The sequence below is a fragment of the Paenibacillus sp. XY044 genome (genome assembly GCF_002257645.1).
Taxonomy (GTDB): domain Bacteria; phylum Bacillota; class Bacilli; order Paenibacillales; family Paenibacillaceae; genus Paenibacillus_AQ.
The window spans coordinates 1-19,595 of record NZ_NQMO01000006.1; the positions used below are offsets into that span (position 1 = coordinate 1).

Sequence of the window (19,595 nt, forward strand, 5' to 3'; positions counted from 1 at the left end):
TCTCTTTAGATATAAGAAAGTATAAGCTTCGGAGATGCCGGCTCCCTTATATCGCAAGAAAAGTTACCTATAAACGCGGTCTGTCTTCAATGAATTTACGTCGACGTACACTTTTCTTATAGTAGATTATGGCTTAGATGCCCCTTGCATCTTATGGTATACTATTCTGGATAGATTGAACTTAAAGTTTAGCGTATGCATTCCCTGATTCATGGGGTTCCGAACGTGGCTGCAGTTCGTTCTATCTAGCAATCAAGGAGGTGCCTTGCTTAGGAATGAACGATTATCATCTGCGGGCGGAGGACCTACACCAAAAAGTAATACCCATTCAAATGGATGCCAATTTCTTTTTTGAGCGAGCGGTTCGGTCGTTGGACCAGCACCGATACGATAAGGCATTAAAATATTTTCGCAAAGCTGTTGAATATGAGCCGGAAAATCCGGTGAATCATTGCAATATGGCGGGTATATTATCAGAGATGGGCGATTATGAAGGATCGAACGCCGTTCTTGAGCACATTTTGGAGCATGTGGATGCGACCATGACAGAGTGCTACTTCTATATGGCCAACAATTACGCCAATATGGAGAACTTTGAGGAAGCGGAACGCGCGCTGGTCACGTATTTGGAGGAGGACTCGGCCGGGCAATTTTTGGACGAAGCGGAAGAAATGATGGAGCTGCTTCAGTATGAGCTGAAGCGGCCGGCCAAGCTGAGCCGGATCAAGAGCCGCGGGGGCATCGTGGAGCACGAACGCGCGCGGTCCCTGATGGAAGAAGGGAAATTTGCCCAGGCGGCCGAGCTGCTGGAAGGCATCTTGAAGGAAGACCCTGACTTCCTGGCGGCGCGCAATAATTTATCCCTTGCTTATTATTACATGGGATTGTTCCGCAAAGCTCAGGATACTATCGGCGAAGTGCTGTCCCTGGAGCCGGGAAATTTGCATGGACTGTGCAACCTGGCGGTTTTTTACCAGCATGAAGGGGATACTGAAGCATTAGATGGCATGATGAGGATGCTGGAGGTTACGGTTCCTTTTCACCAGGAGCATGTATTCAAGCTTGCGACGACGATGGGGATTCTGGGCCGGCATGAAGCGGCCTACGGTCATTTCCGCCGCCTGCTGAAGGATGACGAGATCAACGGGGACCCGAGCCTGTACCATTACACGGCGGTCGCCGCTTATAACAGCGGCAGAAGCAAGGAAGCGGCCCGTTACTGGAGCACGGCAATGAAGATGGACCCGGAATCGGGAATTCCCCGGTTTTATCTGGACCAGCTGAAGGAAGACTTCGGCGGTAGCGTCAAGCTCAGTTATCAATATCATCTGCCCTTTGAAGAGCAGCTGAAGCGGTGGGAGAAGGACGGAGAGGGCATGTGCGAGGAAATCAAGCACAACCCGCTTATTCGCTCTTCCTTCTCCTGGGCGCTCCGGTACGGCGATTCCGGTACGAAGCTGCAGGTCATCCGGGCGTTGGCCTGGATCGCCGATGATGAAGTCAAGGAGACGCTGATGACTTTCCTGGAAGATCCCGACGTTCTAGCCGAGCTCAAAGCTGAGGCGCTGCGGGTGCTTCGGGATCTTGGGGTTGAGAGCTCCGAACTTCCCGGAGCCGTGGCTGAAGTAGCGGCTTACCGGGAAGTGGCTGCGGCTCTGCCCCAGTGGAACGGGATGCTGCAGTCCGTCGTGGACAAGGCATTGAAAAGCATGGAGACGGTGGCCGACCGTGCACAGCAAAACCATGTTCAGCAATTATGGCATCAGTTTATTAATAAGCTGTATCCGGAGACGCCTCTCATCAGGCAGGCGGAGGGCTGGTCGGCGGCGCTGGAATACTTGACGGCCAAGAAGCACGGACGTGCCCTGACTTACCAGGAGGTGGCCCAGCGCTACGGAGTTTCCGTCTCCACGGTGAGCCGCAACGTCAAGCGGATCGACAGCGTATGTTCGCTGGACGAAGAAAGCGATGATATTTTCCGGCCGTTTACGGAGAATATCTGATAGACCCATTCATATCCGTTCGAAAAGGAGGCAATTTCTATGTACAAATCCATCGTTATCGGAACAGGACCTGCCGGCCTGACGGCCGCGATTTATCTGGCACGCGCCAACATGAAGCCGCTGATCATCGAAGGCATGCAGCCAGGCGGACAGCTGACCACCACGACCGAGGTGGAGAACTTCCCGGGCTTCCCGGAAGGCATTATGGGTCCTGAGCTCATGGACAACATGCGCAAGCAGGCGGAACGCTTCGGTGCGGAGTTTAAAACCGGCTGGGTCAACAAAGTCGATTTCTCCAAGCGCCCGTTCAAGCTGTCCGTGGAAGGCATGGGGGAAATTGAGGCGGAATCCGTGATCATTTCCACAGGCGCCTCGGCCAAATACCTGGGCATTCCGGGCGAGCAGGAAAACGTCGGACGCGGAGTCAGCACATGCGCGACCTGCGACGGATTTTTCTTCCGCGGCAAAAAGATCGTCGTGATCGGCGGCGGGGACTCTGCGATGGAGGAAGCCAGCTTCCTGAGCCGTTTCGGCTCCAGCGTCACGCTGGTTCACCGGAGAGAAGAACTGAGAGCGTCCAAAATCATGCAGGACCGCGCCCGTGATAACGAAAAGATCCTATGGTCGCTTAACCGCACGCCGCTTGAAATTGTGGCTGGTGAGCACGGCGTGAAGGGTCTGAAGGTCCACAACAACGAAACGAACGAAGAAGAGCTGATCGAAGCGGACGGCGTCTTCGTAGCGATCGGCCATACGCCGAACACCAAGTTCCTGGACGGCCAGATTACGACCGACGAAATCGGCTACATCCAGGTGAAGCCGGGAACGACCGAAACGAACATTCCGGGCGTATTCGCCTGCGGCGACGTGCAGGACGTGCGTTACCGCCAAGCGATTTCCGCTGCCGGCACCGGATGCATGGCCGCCATGGACTGCGAGAAGTTCCTGGAAGGCAGCATGGTGCATGACTGGAGCGAAACGCTGTAAATCGGATAAATACGATCATAGACAAGGAGCCGGGGACGGCTCCTTTTTGCATAATATGCGGACGATTCGGAGGGAGCGGGCCGTAACCTGATCTTGCCGAGGGAAGGTACCCGCTTCATGCGTGCTAGTTTCTATGGATGATATGCAGGTAGTCGCTGTGCCGGCCCTCACGTTTATTCGACCAGGATGGAAACCGCACTGTATGCGAGAAGCAGGCCCATCGCGACGTTAAACGGGGTCTGGTACGCCGACAGCCATCGTTGAAATATGGAACCGAACATGCTCCAGCAGAAAGTGCTCAGAACGCTCAAGAGCGCCAGAAACAAGGAAAAGCTGATCAGGGCAAGATGGGAGGCATGATACGGGAGAATAAAGGTCGATACGGCCGTTATGGCGTACAAAATACCTTTGGGATTGATAAACTGCAGCAGCGCCGCTGTCAAAAAGCGGTTGTTTTTGTCCTCTCTGCTGCTCACGGCTTTCTTACGGTGGAACATCATTTTGATGGCCAGATACAGCATATAGGCTGCTCCCACAATCGTCATCCACCACCGGATGCCGGGAATGAGATGTTTAAGCAGCAGGTTGCAATAACTGCACAGCAGCGCAACGACAAAAAAGCCGGCGCCAACGCCCAAACAGAACCGGATCGTTCTGCGGAAGCCGAACTGGTGAGCAAACAGCATCGCCATGAAATTGTTGGGGCCTGGGGTAAAGGTGCTGACTACGATATAGACCAGAAACGAAAATACGGGCATCTTGGGTCTCCTTTGCTTGTATGTTATAATGTCCAAAAAATACGCTATAACGTATTTATGCACCATATTGTACATTATGATCGTTATATTGTACATAATCGATTGGAAGAGGTGTGCCATGGAAGAGATAAATCTGATCATCGCGAGGAATTTGAAGAACATCCGCGACAACAAAAAGCTCAGCCTGGAAAAGGTGGCCGAACTCACCGGGGTCAGCAAGACGATGATCGGCCAAATCGAAAGAGGCGAATCGAGCCCGACGATCACAACCATTTGGAAAATCGCCAACGGTCTGAAAATTTCGTTCACGTCCCTGATCAACCAGCCCCAGCCCGACACTAAAGTGATCCAGAAAAGCGAGGTTCAGCAGCTGTCCGAAGACAACGGCAAATACCGGGTCTATCCTTATTTCCCGTTTGATGAGAAACGGCGCTTTGAGATGTACGCGGTTGAGATCGATAAAGGGGGCTTTCTTGCTTCGGAATCGCATGGTGAAGGAACGGAGGAGTACATTACGGTGTACGAGGGGGAACTGACGATTCGTGTGAATAACAGCGAGCATACGATAGGGGGCGGCGATTCCATCCGGTTCAAGGCCGACCGGCCCCATACTTACCACAATTCCGGAAGCTCGCTGACGAGATTAAGCATGGTTATCTATTATCCGGCCTAAAGCTAAAGGAGCAACGCGGGACAAAGCACTCATATCCGAAAAAGGGGGACTGCGTTTACACCGACGGCAAAAAGACCGGCTGCAATGAGCCGGTCCCGAATGTGTTGTGAACGGTGGGTCTTAGGCACTTCTTAAAGCCAGCCGTTCTGTTCGGCGATTCCGATCGCTTCGATCCGGTTTTTGGCCGACAGTTTGTTGAGCGTTTCGGAAATATAGTTCCGAACGGTGCCGTGCGAGAGATGCAGGGTCGCGGCGATTTCATTCGCCGTCTTGCCTTCCGCAATCAGCCGCAGAATTTCCCGCTCCCGCGGGGTGAGCGGGTTTTCCTGCCGGAACGAGCCGAAGACGAGCTCTGGTGAGACCTCACGGTGGCCGGCCATGACCCGCCGGATGGCTTCCGCCAGCTTCTCGCTCGGCTCATCCTTCAGCAAGTATCCGCAGGCTCCTGCTTTGACAGCCCGCTCAAAATAACCGGGCCGCGCGAACGTCGTTAATATCATGATTTTACAAGTCGCCATCTGCACCTTCAGCCTTTCGGCGACCTCAAGCCCGGTAAGGACGGGCATTTCTATGTCCAGCAGACAGACGTCCGGCTTTAATGACAAGATCTGGTCCAAGGCCTCCTGGCCGTCACCGGCTTGGCCCACCACTTCCATATCTTCCTCCATATCGAGCAGCGAAGCGAGGGCGCCCCGCAGCAGACGCTGGTCTTCAGCGATCAGAATACGGATCATGCCGTAACACTCTCCTTCCCCTTGATGATAATCGGCACCGTAATGCTTAGCTCGGTCCCACCGGAAGAGGATAGTTCCAGCGTCCCGTCGATCAGCGCGAGCCGCTCGGACATGCCCTTCAGCCCGTTGCCATGGCTGGTGGACATCCCGCCTTCCTCCAGTCCGACCCCGTTGTCCCGGATCACCATCCGAACGTCGGAGGTCTCCTGCCGAATGGTAATTTTACATGCTGTGGCACGGCTGTGCTTGATGATGTTGGTGGTCGCTTCCTTCAGACACATGCTGAGGATATTTTGCGTCAGATCGGGAATTCCCGCCAGGCGCGTATCCCCTTCGCAGTCCAAGGCAATATCGGCGCTGTTTAAGACCGAGCGTACTTCTTCGATCTCTTCTGCCACGGTCAAGGTTCTCATATCGGAAACCAGCTCGCGCACCTGCCTTAAGGCTGCCCGGGAGGTCTCCTCCATTTCGCGCGCTTCCAGCCGCGCCTTCTCCGGGTCCTTGTCCGTCAGCCGCTGGACCAGCTGGCTTTTTAACGTGAGCAAGGACAGCGTATGACCCAGCGTATCATGAAGATCACGGGCAATACGCAGCCGCTCCTCTTTTTTAACCAAAATTTCGATCTGCTCCTTGGCTTCGTTCAGCTGCAGCTCCAGCTGCTTTCGCAGATTCATGGAACGCATGCCGAAGGGGGTCATCAACATAATCATAATAAAAGGAACGAGGGTTAAGTAATCCGACACGTCCAGATTTCGCACGTTCCCCAGGATCGGGAGCAAGATGGTCGCCGCGAAGGCAGCCAAGGCGATCCTGAATTTCCGGTTATCCTGATAATTGCCGATAAAGTTGGCGGTAAAAAAGCCCATAAACGTATAAAAAGGGAGGTAGAACAAGGACAGCGTCACAATAATCAGCATCTGAACGGCAAGCCAGAAGACCGTGGACCGTTCGGAGAAAAAGAGCTGGCGGTATGCCGCGATAAAGATCGCGATCATCACGTAACCGAGCACCATTTTGATTCCGCGCTCAAAAGCCATGTTAAACAGCGGGATGACGATATACACGAGCCAGATGTAAGGTGAAAAGCCGAGCGCCCTCGGAAAGATTTCTTTCTTTCGACGTGTCAATGATATTACACCGCTTCCTGTTTCTTTCGTATATAGGTGGATAATACCATAAACAAGATAAGATATCCCAGCAAAATCAATACCGGCTGCCAGCTGGGGGAATGACCCGCGGCAATATCCCAGGCACCGCTTCCGAAATTATAGGAAGGCAGCCACTTGCCGATGTTCTGAAGGAAGGCCGGGAAGCTGTCGATCGGAAACCACATGCCGCCAATGATCGCCAGAATCATATACACCATGTTGCTGACACCGCTGGCCGTGTCCACCCTTTTCATCGTCCCGACCAGGGTACCAAGAGCCAGGAAGGGGATGGAGGCGAGCCATATCCACAATCCGCTGCCCGCCCATTGGCCGGCAGACAAATGGACGCCGTTAATGAGAAAGCCTGCAATAAAAATAACAATGATGGAGAACATGTGCATGACCATCTGGCCAAACATTTTTCCAAAGAAATAAATGCTGGAAGGCAGCGGGGTAATTCGCATAAAGACCGACCAGCCGTGCGTGCGCTCCTGGACCATACGAATGCCCAGCGTCATAATCGCCGAGCCCATCACGCTGAAGGAAGTCATCGACATCAGGTAACGCGCCTGCCACTCGGAGGCGCCTTCAATGCCCGAATTGACGAGACGGGTAAAAATGAAATAGAACACGATCGGCATCAGCAAGGACCAAAAGACGTAATATGGATTGCGGATAATCCGCAGCATTTCGGCCCGGCACTGCATGAATAACATCTGCATTAGGAAACAGCCCCCTGTGTATCGTCATTTTGGATCATGATTTCAAAAGCGTCGTCGAGTCGGCCCTGCTGGGTTCGGATATCGTGGACCGGAAGATTGTATCTGAAAATCGCGGCCAGCACCGTATCGGTATTGTCCGCCGTGACGGTCCAGCGTCCGTCCTGATAGGAGCAGTCGTGGACGCCGGGAACCGGGAGCAGACGCTCGCGGATGTGCCGCTCGGTGTCGGCATGCATCAGCGCGTTCGCGTGGCCCTCGAGTGACCTTGTGTCGGTGGTAAAGGTCACGGAGCGGCTCGTCAGCTTGGCGGTAATCGCTTGCGGCGTGCCGTCGGCGGCAATTTTACCGTGATTGAACAGGATCACGCGATCGGCGGCGTCCTCGGCCTCCTGCAGGTAATGCGTGGAGAAGAGGATGGTCTTGCCTCGGTCCGAGAGCGCTCTGACCTGCTCCCAAAAGGAGCGGCGTGCCGGCGTATCCAGGCCGACCGTCGGCTCGTCGAAGAACAGCAGATCGGGATTGCCCGCCATCGCCAGCGCGAAGCCGAGCCTCCGTTTCTGGCCGCCGGACAGCTTCTCTGCCCGCTTGCCCAGGTCCTCCTCGGTGAACCCGGCCAGGGCAACCAGCTCCTCCAGCCTCATCGGCCGGGGGTAATAGCTCCGGATCAGGGCCAGCACCTCGCGGACCTTCAGGCCGTCGATTACGCTGACATCCTGGAGCATCGCCCCGATTCTCTGCTTGACCTGCGGCTGCTTCGGGGCTTGCCCGAACAGACGGACAGAGCCGCTCGTGGGCTCGAGAAGCCCCAGCATCATCGAGATCGTTGTCGTTTTTCCGGCGCCGTTAGGCCCCAGGACGGCCACAATTGATCCCTTACTAATATTGAAAGAAACGTCATCGACTGCGGTCTTGCTTCCAAAACGTTTCGTGACATGCTGCAGTTCGGCAATATGTTCCATTTCGGCATTTCCTCCTATTCATCCGGTGAATCCGTATTTGATGATCTACCGTAATCATAGACGAAGGGGCATTTCTTCGTTAGTGGACTCTGTCATGGAAACGAGGTGACAAATGTCATGCTTTTTTGAAGAGATCAGAAAGTATAAGTTTCGGAGCTTCTGCTTCCTGATCTCGCAAGAAAGACTTCCTTTAAACGCGGTCTGTCTTCTTTGAAGGTACGTCGATAGACGTTTTTCTTACAGGGTTTTCATAGGAGGGATAGGTCCGTCAAGCCTTCTGACAAAAGCGATGGACCCACTTTCAGGTGAGGCCCGCTTCTCTTGACCAGAGAGAGGGCTTCAATTATAGTTGGTACAGTAGGAGCAAACTATTATTGAGGAAAAAAGGTGGCTTGTAACATGTCTGAGCAAATCTACGTCGGTGTCGACTTGGGCGGAACGACCATTAAAGTGGGCATCTGCAATCAAGCGGGACAGCTGATTCAAACGTATGAAGGTCCCACGGAAACTGATAAAGGCGTCGATACGGTTATCAACAATATTGAGAAATATGTGCGCCATATCGTTGAGCAGTCCCCATACAGCTGGGATCAGCTGGCGGGTGTCGGGGCCGGGGTTGCCGGATTTACGAACGTCCGTGAAGGGATCATCATCCTCGCGCCGAACGTAGGTTTCCGGGATGTACCGATTCGTTCCATTCTGGAGCAGAAAATTGGCAAGCCGATCAAAATAGATAATGACGCGAACGTTGCTGCCCTCGGAGAGGCTTGGAGCGGTGCCGGACGCGGCATCGACAACTGCGTATGCTATACGCTCGGAACCGGCGTAGGCGGCGGTATCATTATTAACGGCCGAATCTATCAAGGCTTCTCCGGACTGGCCGGCGAGCTGGGACATATCTCCGTCGTCCCTGATCTGGAAGCCATCCAATGCGGATGCGGCAAAATGGGCTGTGTGGAGACCGTGTCTTCCGCAACAGGCATTATCCGTATGGCCCAAGATGCGGTGGAGCGCGGGGACCGCACTTCTCTGTCGATGGTTGAGAACATCGCGGCGAAGGAAGTCTTCGATGCGGCCAAAGCCGGCGACGAAGTGGCGCTGCGGATCGTGAACCGCGCCGCTTTCTACCTGGGCAAGTCCATGGCTGCGGTGGCGGCGATTCTGAATCCGGAAGTGTTCATTATCGGCGGCGGCGTATCCAAGGCCGGGGATATCTTGTTTAACGAAGTTCGTGAAGTGTATGCGAAGCTGACGCCGGAACCGCTGCAGCGAGGGGTGTCGATCCTTCCTGCCGAGCTCGGCAACGATGCGGGCATCGTCGGCGCGGCCGGTTTGCTGCTCCGTTCGTAAACAGATCCGGTGGGTCGCCCACAGGTTAAGATGATGGGTGACCTGGGTATACCTTAGTAATAACAGGCCCATATTCCACTAAGGGAGGGGAAAGCTGATGCTGGAAGAGAATAACACTGCGTCGGCCATGGCCACCCTGATCATTATTACAGGCATGTCGGGGGCGGGTAAATCCTTGGCCGTACGAAGCTTGGAGGATTTGGGATTTTTCTGCGTGGATAATTTACCGCCGGTGCTCATTCCCAAATTTGCGGAACTGATTGAACAATCGAAGGGGAAAATCGCCAAGGTGGCGCTGGTCATTGACCTGCGCGGCCGGGAATTCTTTACGGCCTTATCCGAATCATTGAATTATATTAAGGATCATTTCACGATTCATTGCGAAATTCTGTTTCTGGAGGCCACCGATTCGGTCCTCGTGCAGCGTTACAAGGAGACCCGCCGGCGGCATCCGCTTGCGCCGGAGGGCATGCCGCTGGACGGCATCCGGCTGGAGCGCAAAATGCTGGAGGAGCTCAAGAGCTCGGCTACGGTGGTGCTCGACACGAGCAGTATGAAGCCGGGACAATTGAAGGACAAAATTATCTCCAGATTTTCCCACTTGGAAAGCAATACCCTTTCGGTCAACGTAACCTCATTCGGATTTAAGTACGGTATTCCGATCGATGCCGATCTGATTTTTGACGTCCGCTTTCTTCCGAATCCCCACTATGTGGATAGCCTGCGTCCACACACCGGTCAGGACAGCGATGTGTATGACTATGTCATGAAGTGGCCCGAAACCCAGGCGTTTCTGACGAAACTGCTGGATATGCTGCATTTCTTGATTCCCCAATACCGTAAGGAAGGCAAGAGCCAGGTGATCATCGGCATCGGCTGTACCGGCGGAAAGCACCGCTCGGTGGCGATCGCCGAGTACCTGGGCAAAATGCTGGGAGCCAGCGAGACCGAGACGGTCTCCGTCAGCCATCGGGATTCCGAACGTGATCGGCATTAAAGAGAGTGGAAGTGATGACAGTGGCAGAACAAAGAAGTGAACGTCCGCGGATCGTCGTGATGGGCGGGGGCACCGGACTGTCGGTCATGCTCCGGGGACTGAAGGAAATGCCGCTAGACATCACGGCTGTCGTCACCGTAGCAGACGATGGAGGGAGTTCAGGCATCCTTCGCAGCGAGCTGCAGATGCCCCCGCCAGGGGACATCCGGAACGTCCTGACGGCATTGGCCGACGTGGAGCCGCTGCTGTCGGAAATGCTGAGATACCGGTTCTCCAGCGGTTCTGGCCTTGCCGGGCACAGCTTGGGGAACCTGATTTTGGCAGCCATGACCGACATCAGCGGCGATTTTGTGACGGCTGTGCGTGAGCTCAGCCGCGTTTTTGCCGTGCGGGGGCGGGTGCTTCCTGCGGCGGGCGAAGCCGTTATCCTGAAGGCGGAGATGGAGGACGGCACCGTCGTGACCGGCGAGTCGAAAATTCCGGAAGCCGGCGGGCGGATCAAGCGGGTGTTTCTGGAGCCGGCCCATGTCGAGCCGCTTCCGGAAGCGACCGAGGCCATCCGGGAGGCGGATGCCATCCTGATCGGCCCGGGAAGTCTATATACTAGCATTCTGCCGAACCTGCTCGTTCCGAAGCTGGCTGAAGCGGTCATGTCCTCGGATGCGATCAAGATTTTCGTGTGCAACGTCATGACGCAGCCCGGTGAGACGGACGGTTACAGCGTAAGCGACCATCTTCAGGCGGTATACGACCATGTCGGTAAGCATCTGTTCGATTATGTCATCGTGAACAGCGGCGAAATTCCGCCCCAGGTGCAGGACAAATACGCCGAGAAGGGCGCGAAACCAGTAGAGCTCGATTACGACGAGGTCACGAGTCTTGGCTATAAGGTCATTGCCGATACGCTGGTCCTGTTCCGGACTTATTTGCGCCATGACTCCGACAAGCTGAGCAGACATATTTACCAGTTGGTTCAAAATTGGATTAAACGAAAGAGGTGAGTCCCGTGTCGTTTGCGGCGCTGACTAAAAAAGAACTGACCATGATCGAAGCAGAGCCCTGCTGCGAAAAGGCTGAATTGTCGGCACTGATCCGGATGAACGGGGCTGTCCAGCTTTCCAATAAGAAGGTTATTCTGGATATATCGACAGAGAATGCTGCCATCGCCAGACGTATATACACATTGATCAAAAAGCATTTTCAAGCGCATACCGAGCTCCTTGTGCGTAAAAAGATGCGTTTGAAGAAAAATAATGTGTACATCGTACGTATTCCAGCACAGGTTCAGGAAATACTGAAGGAGCTGAAGATTGTCTCCGAGGGCTTCCTGTTCACCTCGCATATTCATCCGGATTTGGTCCGCAAACCATGCTGCAAAGGGGCGTATTTACGTGGTGCCTTTATGGCAGGAGGCTCCGTGAACAATCCGGAAGGATCGTCTTACCATCTTGAAATCGCCTCGATGTATGAGGAGCACTGCCAGGCCCTGGTAGATCTCGCCAATGAATTTCATTTGAACGCCCGTTGTATAGAGCGGAAGAAGGGGTTCATACTGTATATTAAGGAAGGCGAGAAGATCATTGAATTTTTGAGCCTGATTGGGGCCCATCAGGCCTTGTTCAAATTCGAGGACGTGCGGATTATGCGGGATATGCGGAATTCCGTTAACCGGATCGTGAACTGTGAAACCGCGAATTTGAACAAGACAATCGGCGCCGCCGTCCGGCAAATCGACAACATCAAGCTGCTCCAGAAGGAAGTGGGTCTTGATAACCTGCCAGACAAACTCCGGGAAGTGGCCGAAGTGAGACTGGCCCATCCCGATATGAACCTGAAGGAAGTCGGTGAACTGCTAAAGGGCACCGTCAGCAAATCCGGCGTGAACCACCGGTTGCGCAAGATCGACGAAATGGCTGAGAAGATTCGTGGGGTCTGAGCCTTTTTTCTTCTAGTTTCCTTCATGGTATAATGGTATAATGTTATAAAATGTGATGTGTGTGTGCTATACAGATTGATCTAATAGGGGGTAAGTTTCCATGACAAAGCACCCGGTAGTTGTCCGTTTGAAAACGGGTCTCCATGCCAGACCGGCAGCATTGTTCGTCCAAGAAGCGAATAAGTACTCGTCTGAAATTTTCGTGGAAAAAGATGATAAAAAGGTGAATGCCAAGAGTATCATGGGAATTATGAGCCTTGCCATTAGCTCGGGTACGGAAGTAAACATCAGTGCTGAAGGTGCGGACGCAGAGCAGGCTGTAACCGCTTTAGTCAACTTGGTGGGCAAAGAAGAGCTTGAAAACCAATAATAAACAATTATAGAATGGGCCCTGCGGCTGCGAGTGATGCGGCGCGGAGGCCATTTTCTGCACAAAGCAGTCCGTTTTCTCCTTCGGGAGAGCGGGCTGTTTTTTGCTGTATGGAGAAGTTTGGGACGATTTGGCTCTTATAAAAATAAATCCGGCATCCGATATCATAGCTATAGCCGTTCATATAGGTAACGGCAGCGGGGAAGCCCGGATTTCATTATAAAGAGGGGTCAACGTATGGGGAAATGGAACAGTACCAAAACCAACACCAACACAGATGATGCTGAAGGGTCGGGGAAAGGGCGCCGGCTGACGATTGCGGAGCGGGACGGGATGGGCAGAAACCGGATTCTGCTGATTGCGATTCTGATCTCGACGCTGATGGCCGTATCCACGGTCAAGCTGGGAAGCCTCGACGATTTCACGAGTCTAACCAACCTGAGTTTCTTGATTGACTTGACGGTTCTGCTGACCATGGCGTACAGCCAATTCCGGCGTAAGTTTATTCACCAGGCGGCGGTTATTGCGATAACGGGTGTAGCTCTGACGATTCTGATCCAGGCACTGGATTCCGCCAGTCCGAGCAGTTTGTTTTCCATATATTATTTGCTCGTTTTAGCGCTGATCACTTTGCGTCTCGTGTTAACTTCAATCACGATGCTGTACGGATTGGGGCTGATGCTCTATCTGTGCCTGCAAAAGGCCGATGCGGTTCAACTCGGAACCGGTTCCAAGGACGGACCGTCGGCGGTGATCATCATGTATGTACTTGTCTGCGTTATGGTGTTCCTGCTGCTGCGGGTGACCCGGTCCTTGATGAACAATATGAGAGCGGCCAGTGACCAGACCGAGCAGCTGCTGGCCGAGCAGAAGGAGCAAAAGGAGCATGTGCTTGGCAGCGTGGCCGCGGTTACCGGCAACATCGACGATCTTACACAGGCGGTTGAGGACAACACGGCCTCTTTCCAGCAGATGAACGTCGCGTTTCAGGAAATATCGGGCGGGGCATCATCCCAGGTGGATTCGACCTATGCCATTAACGAATCCATCAAGCAGATGAATGAGATGATCAAACAGATGTCGGGTTCGACGGAAACGCTGCTGAAGCAGACGGGTACGGCAAACCGGCTGTCGGAATCCGGCAAGGACAAGGTGGAGCAGCTGAACGAAGCGATTATTGAATTCAAAGATGAAATCGGGGCCATGGCGCAGGATATCCAAAGCCTGACGGGCAAGGTTCACGAAACGACGCAGTTCAGCCAGACCATTCAGGAGATTGCGAACCAGACCAACCTGCTGTCGCTGAATGCCAGCATTGAGGCGGCACGGGCAGGCGAGCAGGGCCAGGGCTTTGCCGTAGTCGCCCGGGAAATCCGCAAACTGGCGGAGGTCGCCTCGGATTCGGCGGAGAAAATTTCGGTCCAGCTTCACAGTTTCTCCGAATTGATGAACGATACCTTGATGCGGATGGATCAGGTTGCGCAGCGGATGCAAAAGAGCAGTGAGATGACGCATGAAACGTACGGGGCCTTTGAATCCATTAAAGAGTCGGTGGCCGGACTGCTGCAGATTTCCAACGGGTACCGCGGATTACTTCAAGAAGTGGAGACGTTCTCGGGTTCTATTGACGAGTCCACCTCGCATCTCGCGTCGGTGAACGAGCAAACTTCGGCAACGCTGCAGGAGCTGTCGGCCACATTGCAGTCCCTCCTCGGTAACAATGAGCAAAGCTTGGCGGGCATCAAGGAAGCACAGAGCCACTTGAAAGCCATCGTCAGCTGATTCGTTCCTGCGGGCAAGAGATTATTTTACTAATATGTGCAACATTTAACAGTCCCCTACGTCTAGTAGACAAATACAGTTGGAAGGTAAGGGAGGCCGCGGAATGGCTGGACCATCGGGCTAAAGCGGTGTGCTTGCACTTTCGGCTATATGGATACACTGGAAGTAAAAAAAGGGAGGCTGAAGGTAATGAAAACATGGCTGAAACCGGTAGGTTCCGTGCTGATCGCGGGAGCGCTGCTGGCCGGAGGCGCGGGCGTCACTGGACTGGGTGGTTCGACCACCGTCTATGCGGATCAGGATGTGCAGCGCAATGTCATTAATGTTGTGGGCAAGGGTGAGATTTCGGTCAAACCGGATATCGCATACCTGTCGATCGGAGTGGATTCGCAGGCGGCGACGGCACAAAGCGCGCAGAAGGCAACGGCAGACAAAATCCAGAAGATCACCGCACTGCTGAAAGCGACATGGAAAATCGAAGACAAGGACATCAAGAGCACAACTTTCTATGTGCAGCCTAACTACACTTACAACGAAAAAGATGGACAAAAGGTGACGGGCTACACCGCCCATCATACGCTGCAGGTTTCGTACCGCGACCTGTCCAAGGTTGGGCAGCTGCTTGACGCCGCTTCGAATGCGGGCGCCAACAACATTGAGAGCGTCCAGTTCTCCGTCGAGAACCGCGACCAATTTGAGGCACAAGTGATTGAGAAGGCGATGGCTAACGCCGACCTGAAAGCGGGCGCGATTGCCAAGGCCGCCAAGCGCCAGCTGGGAGCAGTTCTGGTCGTAAGCCAGGGCGATACGCAGAACCCGATCGTCTATGCCGAATCCTCCATGGCCAAGATGGATACGGCCAGCAGCGCCGGCAACGCCACGTCGGTGGAGCCTGGTGAAGTGAAGGTATCGACGCAGCTGAGCGTGCAGTACGAAATGAAATAAACACGGACCGATGTAGTCCGGGCCAAGCCGCCGTTTCGGGGAGAGATGTCCCTTGAAGCGGCGGTTTTTTGCGCAGATGTGGGTGCCTATCCCCCCTTTTCCAGCGGGAAACCACAGAAAAGTATTGTACCATGGGTCAAAAAACGTTATAGTGAATATGCGAAATTTTGTACATGCAGCATAGATTGAACTAAAGTTTTGCATTGAACTTCTTGTTATAATGGCCTTACAGAGCCCTATAACATTCATTTCTTTAGTTCATTCTATATAGCACGAACAATTAACTCCCGTTAAAAAAACGGGGTAGACAAAGAATAATATGTTACCGAAAAAGCCATACCCATGGATATGGCTTTTTTCTTAGTAATGGATAAGGGGTTGATGCATATGATTGAACTTGTTCAAATTGAGAAGCATTTTGAAGGACAAGTTGTCGTGCATCCGCTGTCACTGAACATTGAAGAAGGGGAATTCCTGACTCTGCTCGGGCCTAGCGGCTGCGGTAAGACGACCATACTACGTATGATTGCGGGATTCGAACAGCCGACTCACGGCGAGATTATTCTGGAAGGGCAGAACGTCACGAAGCTCGCGCCCAATCAGCGGGACCTGAACCTGGTGTTTCAGCACTACGCGCTGTTCCCGCATATGACCGTCGGAGATAATATCGCCTTCGGCCTCAAAATGAAAAAACTGCCTCAGGCAGAACAAAAAGCACGGGTTGCTGAAGCCGTCCAGATGACGCAGCTTACCGCGCTTACTTCGCGTTATCCGCACCAGCTGTCCGGCGGACAGCAGCAGCGGGTGGCAATCGCGAGGGCCATCGCGAACAAGCCCAAGGTGCTCCTGCTCGACGAGCCGCTGGGCGCGCTGGATCTGCAGCTGCGCAAAAGCCTGCAGTCCGAGCTGAAGCATTTGCAGCGTTCGCTGGGCATCACCTTTGTCTATGTCACGCATGACCAGGAAGAAGCGATGATGCTGTCCGACCGGATCGTGATCATGAACAACGGCAAGGTCGAACAGATTGGCACGCCGAAGGATATCTATGCCGCGCCGAAAACGCTTTTCGCCGCGACCTTCGTCGGAGAGAACAACATTTTCAGTTCCGGTTCCGAGTTGTTTGCCGTGCGGCCGGAGAAGCTGCACCCGAAACGGGAAACCGAAGGAGTCCGCAAGACCGGAGTAATTCAGGACGTATTGTATCTTGGCAACGTCCATAAGCTTACCGTCCAGCTCGATGGAGAACCGATGATGGTGACGATCGCACTGGACTTCGAAGATGAGACGGCCTGGAAGGTTGGGCAGCGGATCGGGGTGGACTGGAATCCGCGGGATGAGGTGGTTATCGGGGCATGAAACGATCAAAGCTGCTGATTACGCCGGTTCTGCTGTGGCTGGCGCTGTTTCTGCTCGTCCCGATGTTGATCGTGGTGGTCATGTCTTTGATGAGTCGCGACACACTGGGCAATGTTGTCTTTCATTTTTCGCTGAACGGGTATAAAACCTTTTTCGATTCCCTGTATCTCGGTATTTATTGGGATACGCTGGTGCTGTCGGTGGTGACGACCCTCGTATGCCTGTTGGTCAGCTACCCGCTCGCTTATTTTATTGCTAATGCGTCTCCGAAGGTTCAAACCTGGGGACTTGTGCTGATTACGATTCCGTTCTGGATCAACTTCCTGATCCGGACGTACGCCTGGGTGCTGCTGCTGCGCACGCAGGGTGTGGTGAACACGCTGCTGATCCATTTTGGATGGATTCAGGAGCCGCTGCAGATGCTGTATACCAAAGGCGCAGTGCTGCTGGGGATGGTCTACAACTTCATTCCCTTCATGGTGCTGCCGATTTACGTCGCGCTGGAGCAGATGGACAAGCGGCTGCTGGATGCGGCCAGCGACCTGGGGGCTACCCGCTGGAAGGCGTTCCGTCATATTACGCTGCCGCAGAGCAAGTCCGGCGTCATGACCGGATGCGTCCTGGTCTACGTATCCACGACAGGAATGTTCGTCGTCACGGACATTCTCGGCGGAGCCAAGTCGACGATGATCAGCAACATTATCCAGCAGCAGTACCTGGGGGCGCGCAACTGGCCATTCGGCTCGGCGCTGTCCGTGATTTTCGTGATCACGTCCCTCATTCTGATCCTGCTGTTTAACCGGGCGATGCAGTCCCGGGCGGACCGTGCGAAGGAGGGGAGAGCATGAAGAAGAAAAGTCACCCCCTGCTGGGGATTCATTCCTTGCTGATGATGATTTTTATTTATGTGCCGATCCTGCTGATCATTATCTATTCATTTAACAACACGAGGCTCAGCGGGGACTGGGAAGGATTTACGTTCGACTGGTACGTCTCGCTGATGACCGACGACCACGTGCTTGAAGCGCTCATGAACAGCTTGACCGTCGGGATCATTTCCACGATCGTGGCGACGCTGCTCGGAACGGTCGGCGCCTTGTCCCTGCGGGGGCTTGGGCGGCGATGGAAGGGCAGCATGAACGGACTCATGTACCTGCCCGTAATTATTCCCGACATCATCATGGGGCTGTCGCTGCTGGTGCTGTTCAACCAGATGCATGTTCCGCTGGGTAAAGCGACGGTCATCATCGCTCACATCACGTTCAGCATGTCGTACGTCTATGTCGTCGTGACAGCCCGCCTGGCGGGAATGGGCAAGCAGCTGGAGGAGGCGGCCGCCGACCTTGGCGCCACCCCTTGGCAGACGTTCCGCCATGTAACGTGGCCGCAAATTTTCCCGGGCGTCATCTCGGGAGCGCTAATCGCGTTTACGATGTCGCTGGACGACTTTATGGTCAGCTTCTTCGTAGCGGGGCCAAGCTCAACCACACTGCCGATCTACATCTACGGCCAGGTGAAACGGGGAATCTCTCCCGAAATTAACGCACTCTGTACGCTGCTGATCGTGGTGAGCGTCGTGCTGATTTTGTTGGCGCAGTTTTTCCTCAACCGGGGCAAAGGCCAGAAGAAGCATAAAATGCTGCCGATTTAACGCAGCTTGGACGGTAATCACCGCAGGTGATTGCAGGGTTTATCCGGGTATATGGAATAAGAGGTTGTTTTTTTAAATGACATGATATTGAGCTACATGATATGGACTACATGCTATTTGGAGAAAGAGAGGAGATATGTCACTGTGAAAAGAAAGGGTATCGCCGGTCTCGTACTGGCTGGGGCACTCGCCCTCGTGTCGGTTGCATCCCTGGGAGGATGCTCATCATCCAAGGAGACGCTTCATATATACAGCTGGGCTGACAATTTTGATGAGCAGGTGCTCAAGGACTTCGAGAGTAAATACAACGTCAAGGTTACGTATGATAACTATGCGAATAACGAGGATTTGCTGGCCAAGATCAAGGCGGGCGGCGGCGGATATGATCTGATCCAGCCTTCGGATTACATGGTCCGGACGATGATCGAGAACAATCTGCTGGAACCGCTGGACAAGAACAACATTCCGAACTTCGAGAACATTCAGGAATCGCTGAAGAATCCCGAGTTTGATCCAGGCAACAAATACTCGATCGTATACACTTCCGGCGTAACAGGCATCGCGTATAACAAAAAATACGTGAAGGACGAGATCGACAGCTGGGAGGACCTGTGGAACCCGAAATACAAAGGCAAGGTCCTTCTGCTGGACGACAACCGCGAAGTCATTGGCATGGCCTTGAAGAAACAGGGGCATTCGAACAGCTCCCAGGATGAAGGCGAGATTAAATCGGCTGTGGACGACCTGAAGAAGCTTCTGCCGAGCGTTCTTGCTTTTGATACGGATACCATTAAGCAGAAAATGATTCAAGAGGAAGGCTGGATCGGCACGGTATGGTCCGGTGACGCTGCTTTTATCGCGAAGGACAATCCGGATGTAGCTTTCGTGGTGCCGAAAGAGGGGGCAACGATCTTCTCGGACAACTACGCGATCCCGAAAGGGGCCGAGCATAAAGAGCTTGCCGAGAAGTTTATCGACTACATGCTCGATCCGCAGGTCAGCGCGAAGAATTACGAGTCGATCGGATACAGCGACCCGAACGCCAAAGCGATGGAGTTCCACAGCGAGGAATACCGGAACAACCATATGATCAACCTTTCCGAAGAAGAGCTGGGCCGGACGGAATGGCTCGGCGACGTAAAAGATACGCTGCAGCTCTATGACCGCTATTGGACGGAGCTGAAGAGCGGACGGTAGTCATATTGGCCAGTAAATAAATACAGC

19 protein-coding genes are annotated in these 19,595 nt (G+C 53.7%); 14 read left to right on the forward strand and 5 right to left on the reverse strand.

Going from position 1 to position 19,595, the window contains the following annotated elements:
* The first annotated feature begins 275 nt into the window (after nt 1-275).
* Nucleotides 276-2,003 (forward strand): tetratricopeptide repeat protein, encoded by a 1,728-nt coding sequence (locus CJP46_RS22440; RefSeq protein ID WP_094597877.1) that lies wholly within the window; start codon nt 276-278, stop codon nt 2,001-2,003.
* Between the two features lie 39 nt (nt 2,004-2,042).
* Nucleotides 2,043-2,990, forward strand: coding sequence for a thioredoxin-disulfide reductase (trxB, locus tag CJP46_RS22445; RefSeq protein ID WP_094597878.1), 948 nt, complete (start codon nt 2,043-2,045; stop codon nt 2,988-2,990).
* Nucleotides 2,991-3,163: 173 nt separating this feature from the next.
* On the opposite strand, the gene CJP46_RS22450 is transcribed toward trxB, so the two are convergent.
* Nucleotides 3,164-3,748, reverse strand: a complete 585-nt coding sequence (locus CJP46_RS22450) for a LysE family transporter (protein ID WP_094597879.1) — start codon at nt 3,746-3,748, stop codon at nt 3,164-3,166.
* 118 nt (nt 3,749-3,866) lie between these two features.
* On the opposite strand from CJP46_RS22450, the gene CJP46_RS22455 reads away from it, so the two are divergent.
* On the forward strand, nt 3,867-4,421 hold the full coding sequence (locus CJP46_RS22455) for a helix-turn-helix domain-containing protein (protein WP_094597880.1): 555 nt from the start codon (nt 3,867-3,869) through the stop codon (nt 4,419-4,421).
* A 131-nt stretch (nt 4,422-4,552) separates the two neighbouring features.
* Here CJP46_RS22455 and CJP46_RS22460 read toward each other — a convergent pair whose 3' ends face one another.
* The 4 genes from CJP46_RS22460 to CJP46_RS22475 are packed head-to-tail and all read right to left on the reverse strand — an operon-like array spanning nt 4,553 to nt 7,984.
* The gene (locus tag CJP46_RS22460) at nt 4,553-5,155 is read right to left on the reverse strand and encodes a response regulator transcription factor (RefSeq protein WP_094597881.1); all 603 of its coding nucleotides are present in this window, start codon (nt 5,153-5,155) and stop codon (nt 4,553-4,555) included.
* Nucleotides 5,152-6,282 carry a sensor histidine kinase gene (locus CJP46_RS22465; RefSeq protein WP_256992471.1) on the reverse strand — a complete coding sequence of 377 codons (1,131 nt, stop codon included), beginning with the start codon at nt 6,280-6,282 and terminating at the stop codon, nt 5,152-5,154. The genes CJP46_RS22460 and CJP46_RS22465 overlap by 4 nt, the downstream gene beginning before the upstream one ends.
* Before the next feature lie 5 nt (nt 6,283-6,287).
* Nucleotides 6,288-7,025: an ABC transporter permease gene (locus tag CJP46_RS22470; RefSeq protein ID WP_094597882.1), complete on the reverse strand. Its 738-nt coding sequence runs from the start codon at nt 7,023-7,025 to the stop codon at nt 6,288-6,290.
* A complete protein-coding gene (locus CJP46_RS22475) occupies nt 7,025-7,984 on the reverse strand; it encodes an ABC transporter ATP-binding protein (protein ID WP_094597883.1) in 960 nt (319 codons plus the stop codon). Before CJP46_RS22475 ends, CJP46_RS22470 begins: the two co-directional genes overlap by 1 nt.
* A 399-nt stretch (nt 7,985-8,383) precedes the next feature.
* On the opposite strand from CJP46_RS22475, the gene CJP46_RS22480 reads away from it, so the two are divergent.
* The 11 genes from CJP46_RS22480 (at nt 8,384) to CJP46_RS22530 (ending at nt 19,568) form a co-directional block, all read left to right on the forward strand.
* Entirely contained in the window at nt 8,384-9,334 is a 951-nt protein-coding gene (locus CJP46_RS22480; RefSeq protein ID WP_094597884.1) for an ROK family glucokinase, read from the forward strand.
* Nucleotides 9,335-9,431: 97 nt separating this feature from the next.
* Nucleotides 9,432-10,331: an RNase adapter RapZ gene (gene rapZ / locus CJP46_RS22485; RefSeq protein ID WP_094597885.1), complete on the forward strand. Its 900-nt coding sequence runs from the start codon at nt 9,432-9,434 to the stop codon at nt 10,329-10,331.
* Nucleotides 10,332-10,345: 14 nt separating this feature from the next.
* Complete coding sequence (locus CJP46_RS22490) at nt 10,346-11,332, forward strand: gluconeogenesis factor YvcK family protein (RefSeq protein WP_094597886.1); 987 nt, start codon at nt 10,346-10,348, stop codon at nt 11,330-11,332.
* 5 nt (nt 11,333-11,337) lie between these two features.
* Complete coding sequence (gene whiA / locus CJP46_RS22495) at nt 11,338-12,267, forward strand: DNA-binding protein WhiA (protein WP_094597887.1); 930 nt, start codon at nt 11,338-11,340, stop codon at nt 12,265-12,267.
* Between the two features lie 100 nt (nt 12,268-12,367).
* Nucleotides 12,368-12,637: an HPr family phosphocarrier protein gene (locus CJP46_RS22500; protein ID WP_076173171.1), complete on the forward strand. Its 270-nt coding sequence runs from the start codon at nt 12,368-12,370 to the stop codon at nt 12,635-12,637.
* Between the two features lie 237 nt (nt 12,638-12,874).
* Nucleotides 12,875-14,419 (forward strand): methyl-accepting chemotaxis protein, encoded by a 1,545-nt coding sequence (locus tag CJP46_RS22505; protein ID WP_094597888.1) that lies wholly within the window; start codon nt 12,875-12,877, stop codon nt 14,417-14,419.
* Between the two features lie 189 nt (nt 14,420-14,608).
* Complete coding sequence (locus tag CJP46_RS22510) at nt 14,609-15,364, forward strand: SIMPL domain-containing protein (RefSeq protein ID WP_094597889.1); 756 nt, start codon at nt 14,609-14,611, stop codon at nt 15,362-15,364.
* A gap of 381 nt (nt 15,365-15,745) precedes the next feature.
* On the forward strand, nt 15,746-16,720 hold the full coding sequence (locus CJP46_RS22515; RefSeq protein WP_306431070.1) for an ABC transporter ATP-binding protein: 975 nt from the start codon (nt 15,746-15,748) through the stop codon (nt 16,718-16,720).
* Complete coding sequence (locus CJP46_RS22520; protein WP_094597891.1) at nt 16,717-17,568, forward strand: ABC transporter permease; 852 nt, start codon at nt 16,717-16,719, stop codon at nt 17,566-17,568. The genes CJP46_RS22515 and CJP46_RS22520 overlap by 4 nt, the downstream gene beginning before the upstream one ends.
* Nucleotides 17,565-18,371, forward strand: coding sequence for an ABC transporter permease (locus CJP46_RS22525; RefSeq protein ID WP_094597892.1), 807 nt, complete (start codon nt 17,565-17,567; stop codon nt 18,369-18,371). The genes CJP46_RS22520 and CJP46_RS22525 overlap by 4 nt, the downstream gene beginning before the upstream one ends.
* Before the next feature lie 144 nt (nt 18,372-18,515).
* Nucleotides 18,516-19,568 (forward strand): ABC transporter substrate-binding protein, encoded by a 1,053-nt coding sequence (locus CJP46_RS22530; RefSeq protein ID WP_256992472.1) that lies wholly within the window; start codon nt 18,516-18,518, stop codon nt 19,566-19,568.
* Nucleotides 19,569-19,595 lie beyond the last annotated feature (27 nt).

Bases quoted from the DNA above. Each gene is read 5' to 3' on its own strand.
- CJP46_RS22440 (WP_094597877.1), top strand. From the start codon at position 276: ATGAACGATTATCATCTGCGGGCGGAGGACCTACACCAAAAAGTAATA.
- trxB (WP_094597878.1), top strand. From the start codon at position 2,043: ATGTACAAATCCATCGTTATCGGAACAGGACCTGCCGGCCTGACGGCC.
- CJP46_RS22450 (WP_094597879.1), bottom strand. From the start codon at position 3,748: ATGCCCGTATTTTCGTTTCTGGTCTATATCGTAGTCAGCACCTTTACC.
- CJP46_RS22455 (WP_094597880.1), top strand. From the start codon at position 3,867: ATGGAAGAGATAAATCTGATCATCGCGAGGAATTTGAAGAACATCCGC.
- CJP46_RS22460 (WP_094597881.1), bottom strand. From the start codon at position 5,155: ATGATCCGTATTCTGATCGCTGAAGACCAGCGTCTGCTGCGGGGCGCC.
- CJP46_RS22470 (WP_094597882.1), bottom strand. From the start codon at position 7,025: ATGCAGATGTTATTCATGCAGTGCCGGGCCGAAATGCTGCGGATTATC.
- CJP46_RS22475 (WP_094597883.1), bottom strand. From the start codon at position 7,984: ATGGAACATATTGCCGAACTGCAGCATGTCACGAAACGTTTTGGAAGC.
- CJP46_RS22480 (WP_094597884.1), top strand. From the start codon at position 8,384: ATGTCTGAGCAAATCTACGTCGGTGTCGACTTGGGCGGAACGACCATT.
- rapZ (WP_094597885.1), top strand. From the start codon at position 9,432: ATGCTGGAAGAGAATAACACTGCGTCGGCCATGGCCACCCTGATCATT.
- CJP46_RS22490 (WP_094597886.1), top strand. From the start codon at position 10,346: ATGACAGTGGCAGAACAAAGAAGTGAACGTCCGCGGATCGTCGTGATG.
- CJP46_RS22500 (WP_076173171.1), top strand. From the start codon at position 12,368: ATGACAAAGCACCCGGTAGTTGTCCGTTTGAAAACGGGTCTCCATGCC.
- CJP46_RS22505 (WP_094597888.1), top strand. From the start codon at position 12,875: ATGGGGAAATGGAACAGTACCAAAACCAACACCAACACAGATGATGCT.
- CJP46_RS22510 (WP_094597889.1), top strand. From the start codon at position 14,609: ATGAAAACATGGCTGAAACCGGTAGGTTCCGTGCTGATCGCGGGAGCG.
- CJP46_RS22515 (WP_306431070.1), top strand. From the start codon at position 15,746: ATGCATATGATTGAACTTGTTCAAATTGAGAAGCATTTTGAAGGACAA.
- CJP46_RS22520 (WP_094597891.1), top strand. From the start codon at position 16,717: ATGAAACGATCAAAGCTGCTGATTACGCCGGTTCTGCTGTGGCTGGCG.
- CJP46_RS22525 (WP_094597892.1), top strand. From the start codon at position 17,565: ATGAAGAAGAAAAGTCACCCCCTGCTGGGGATTCATTCCTTGCTGATG.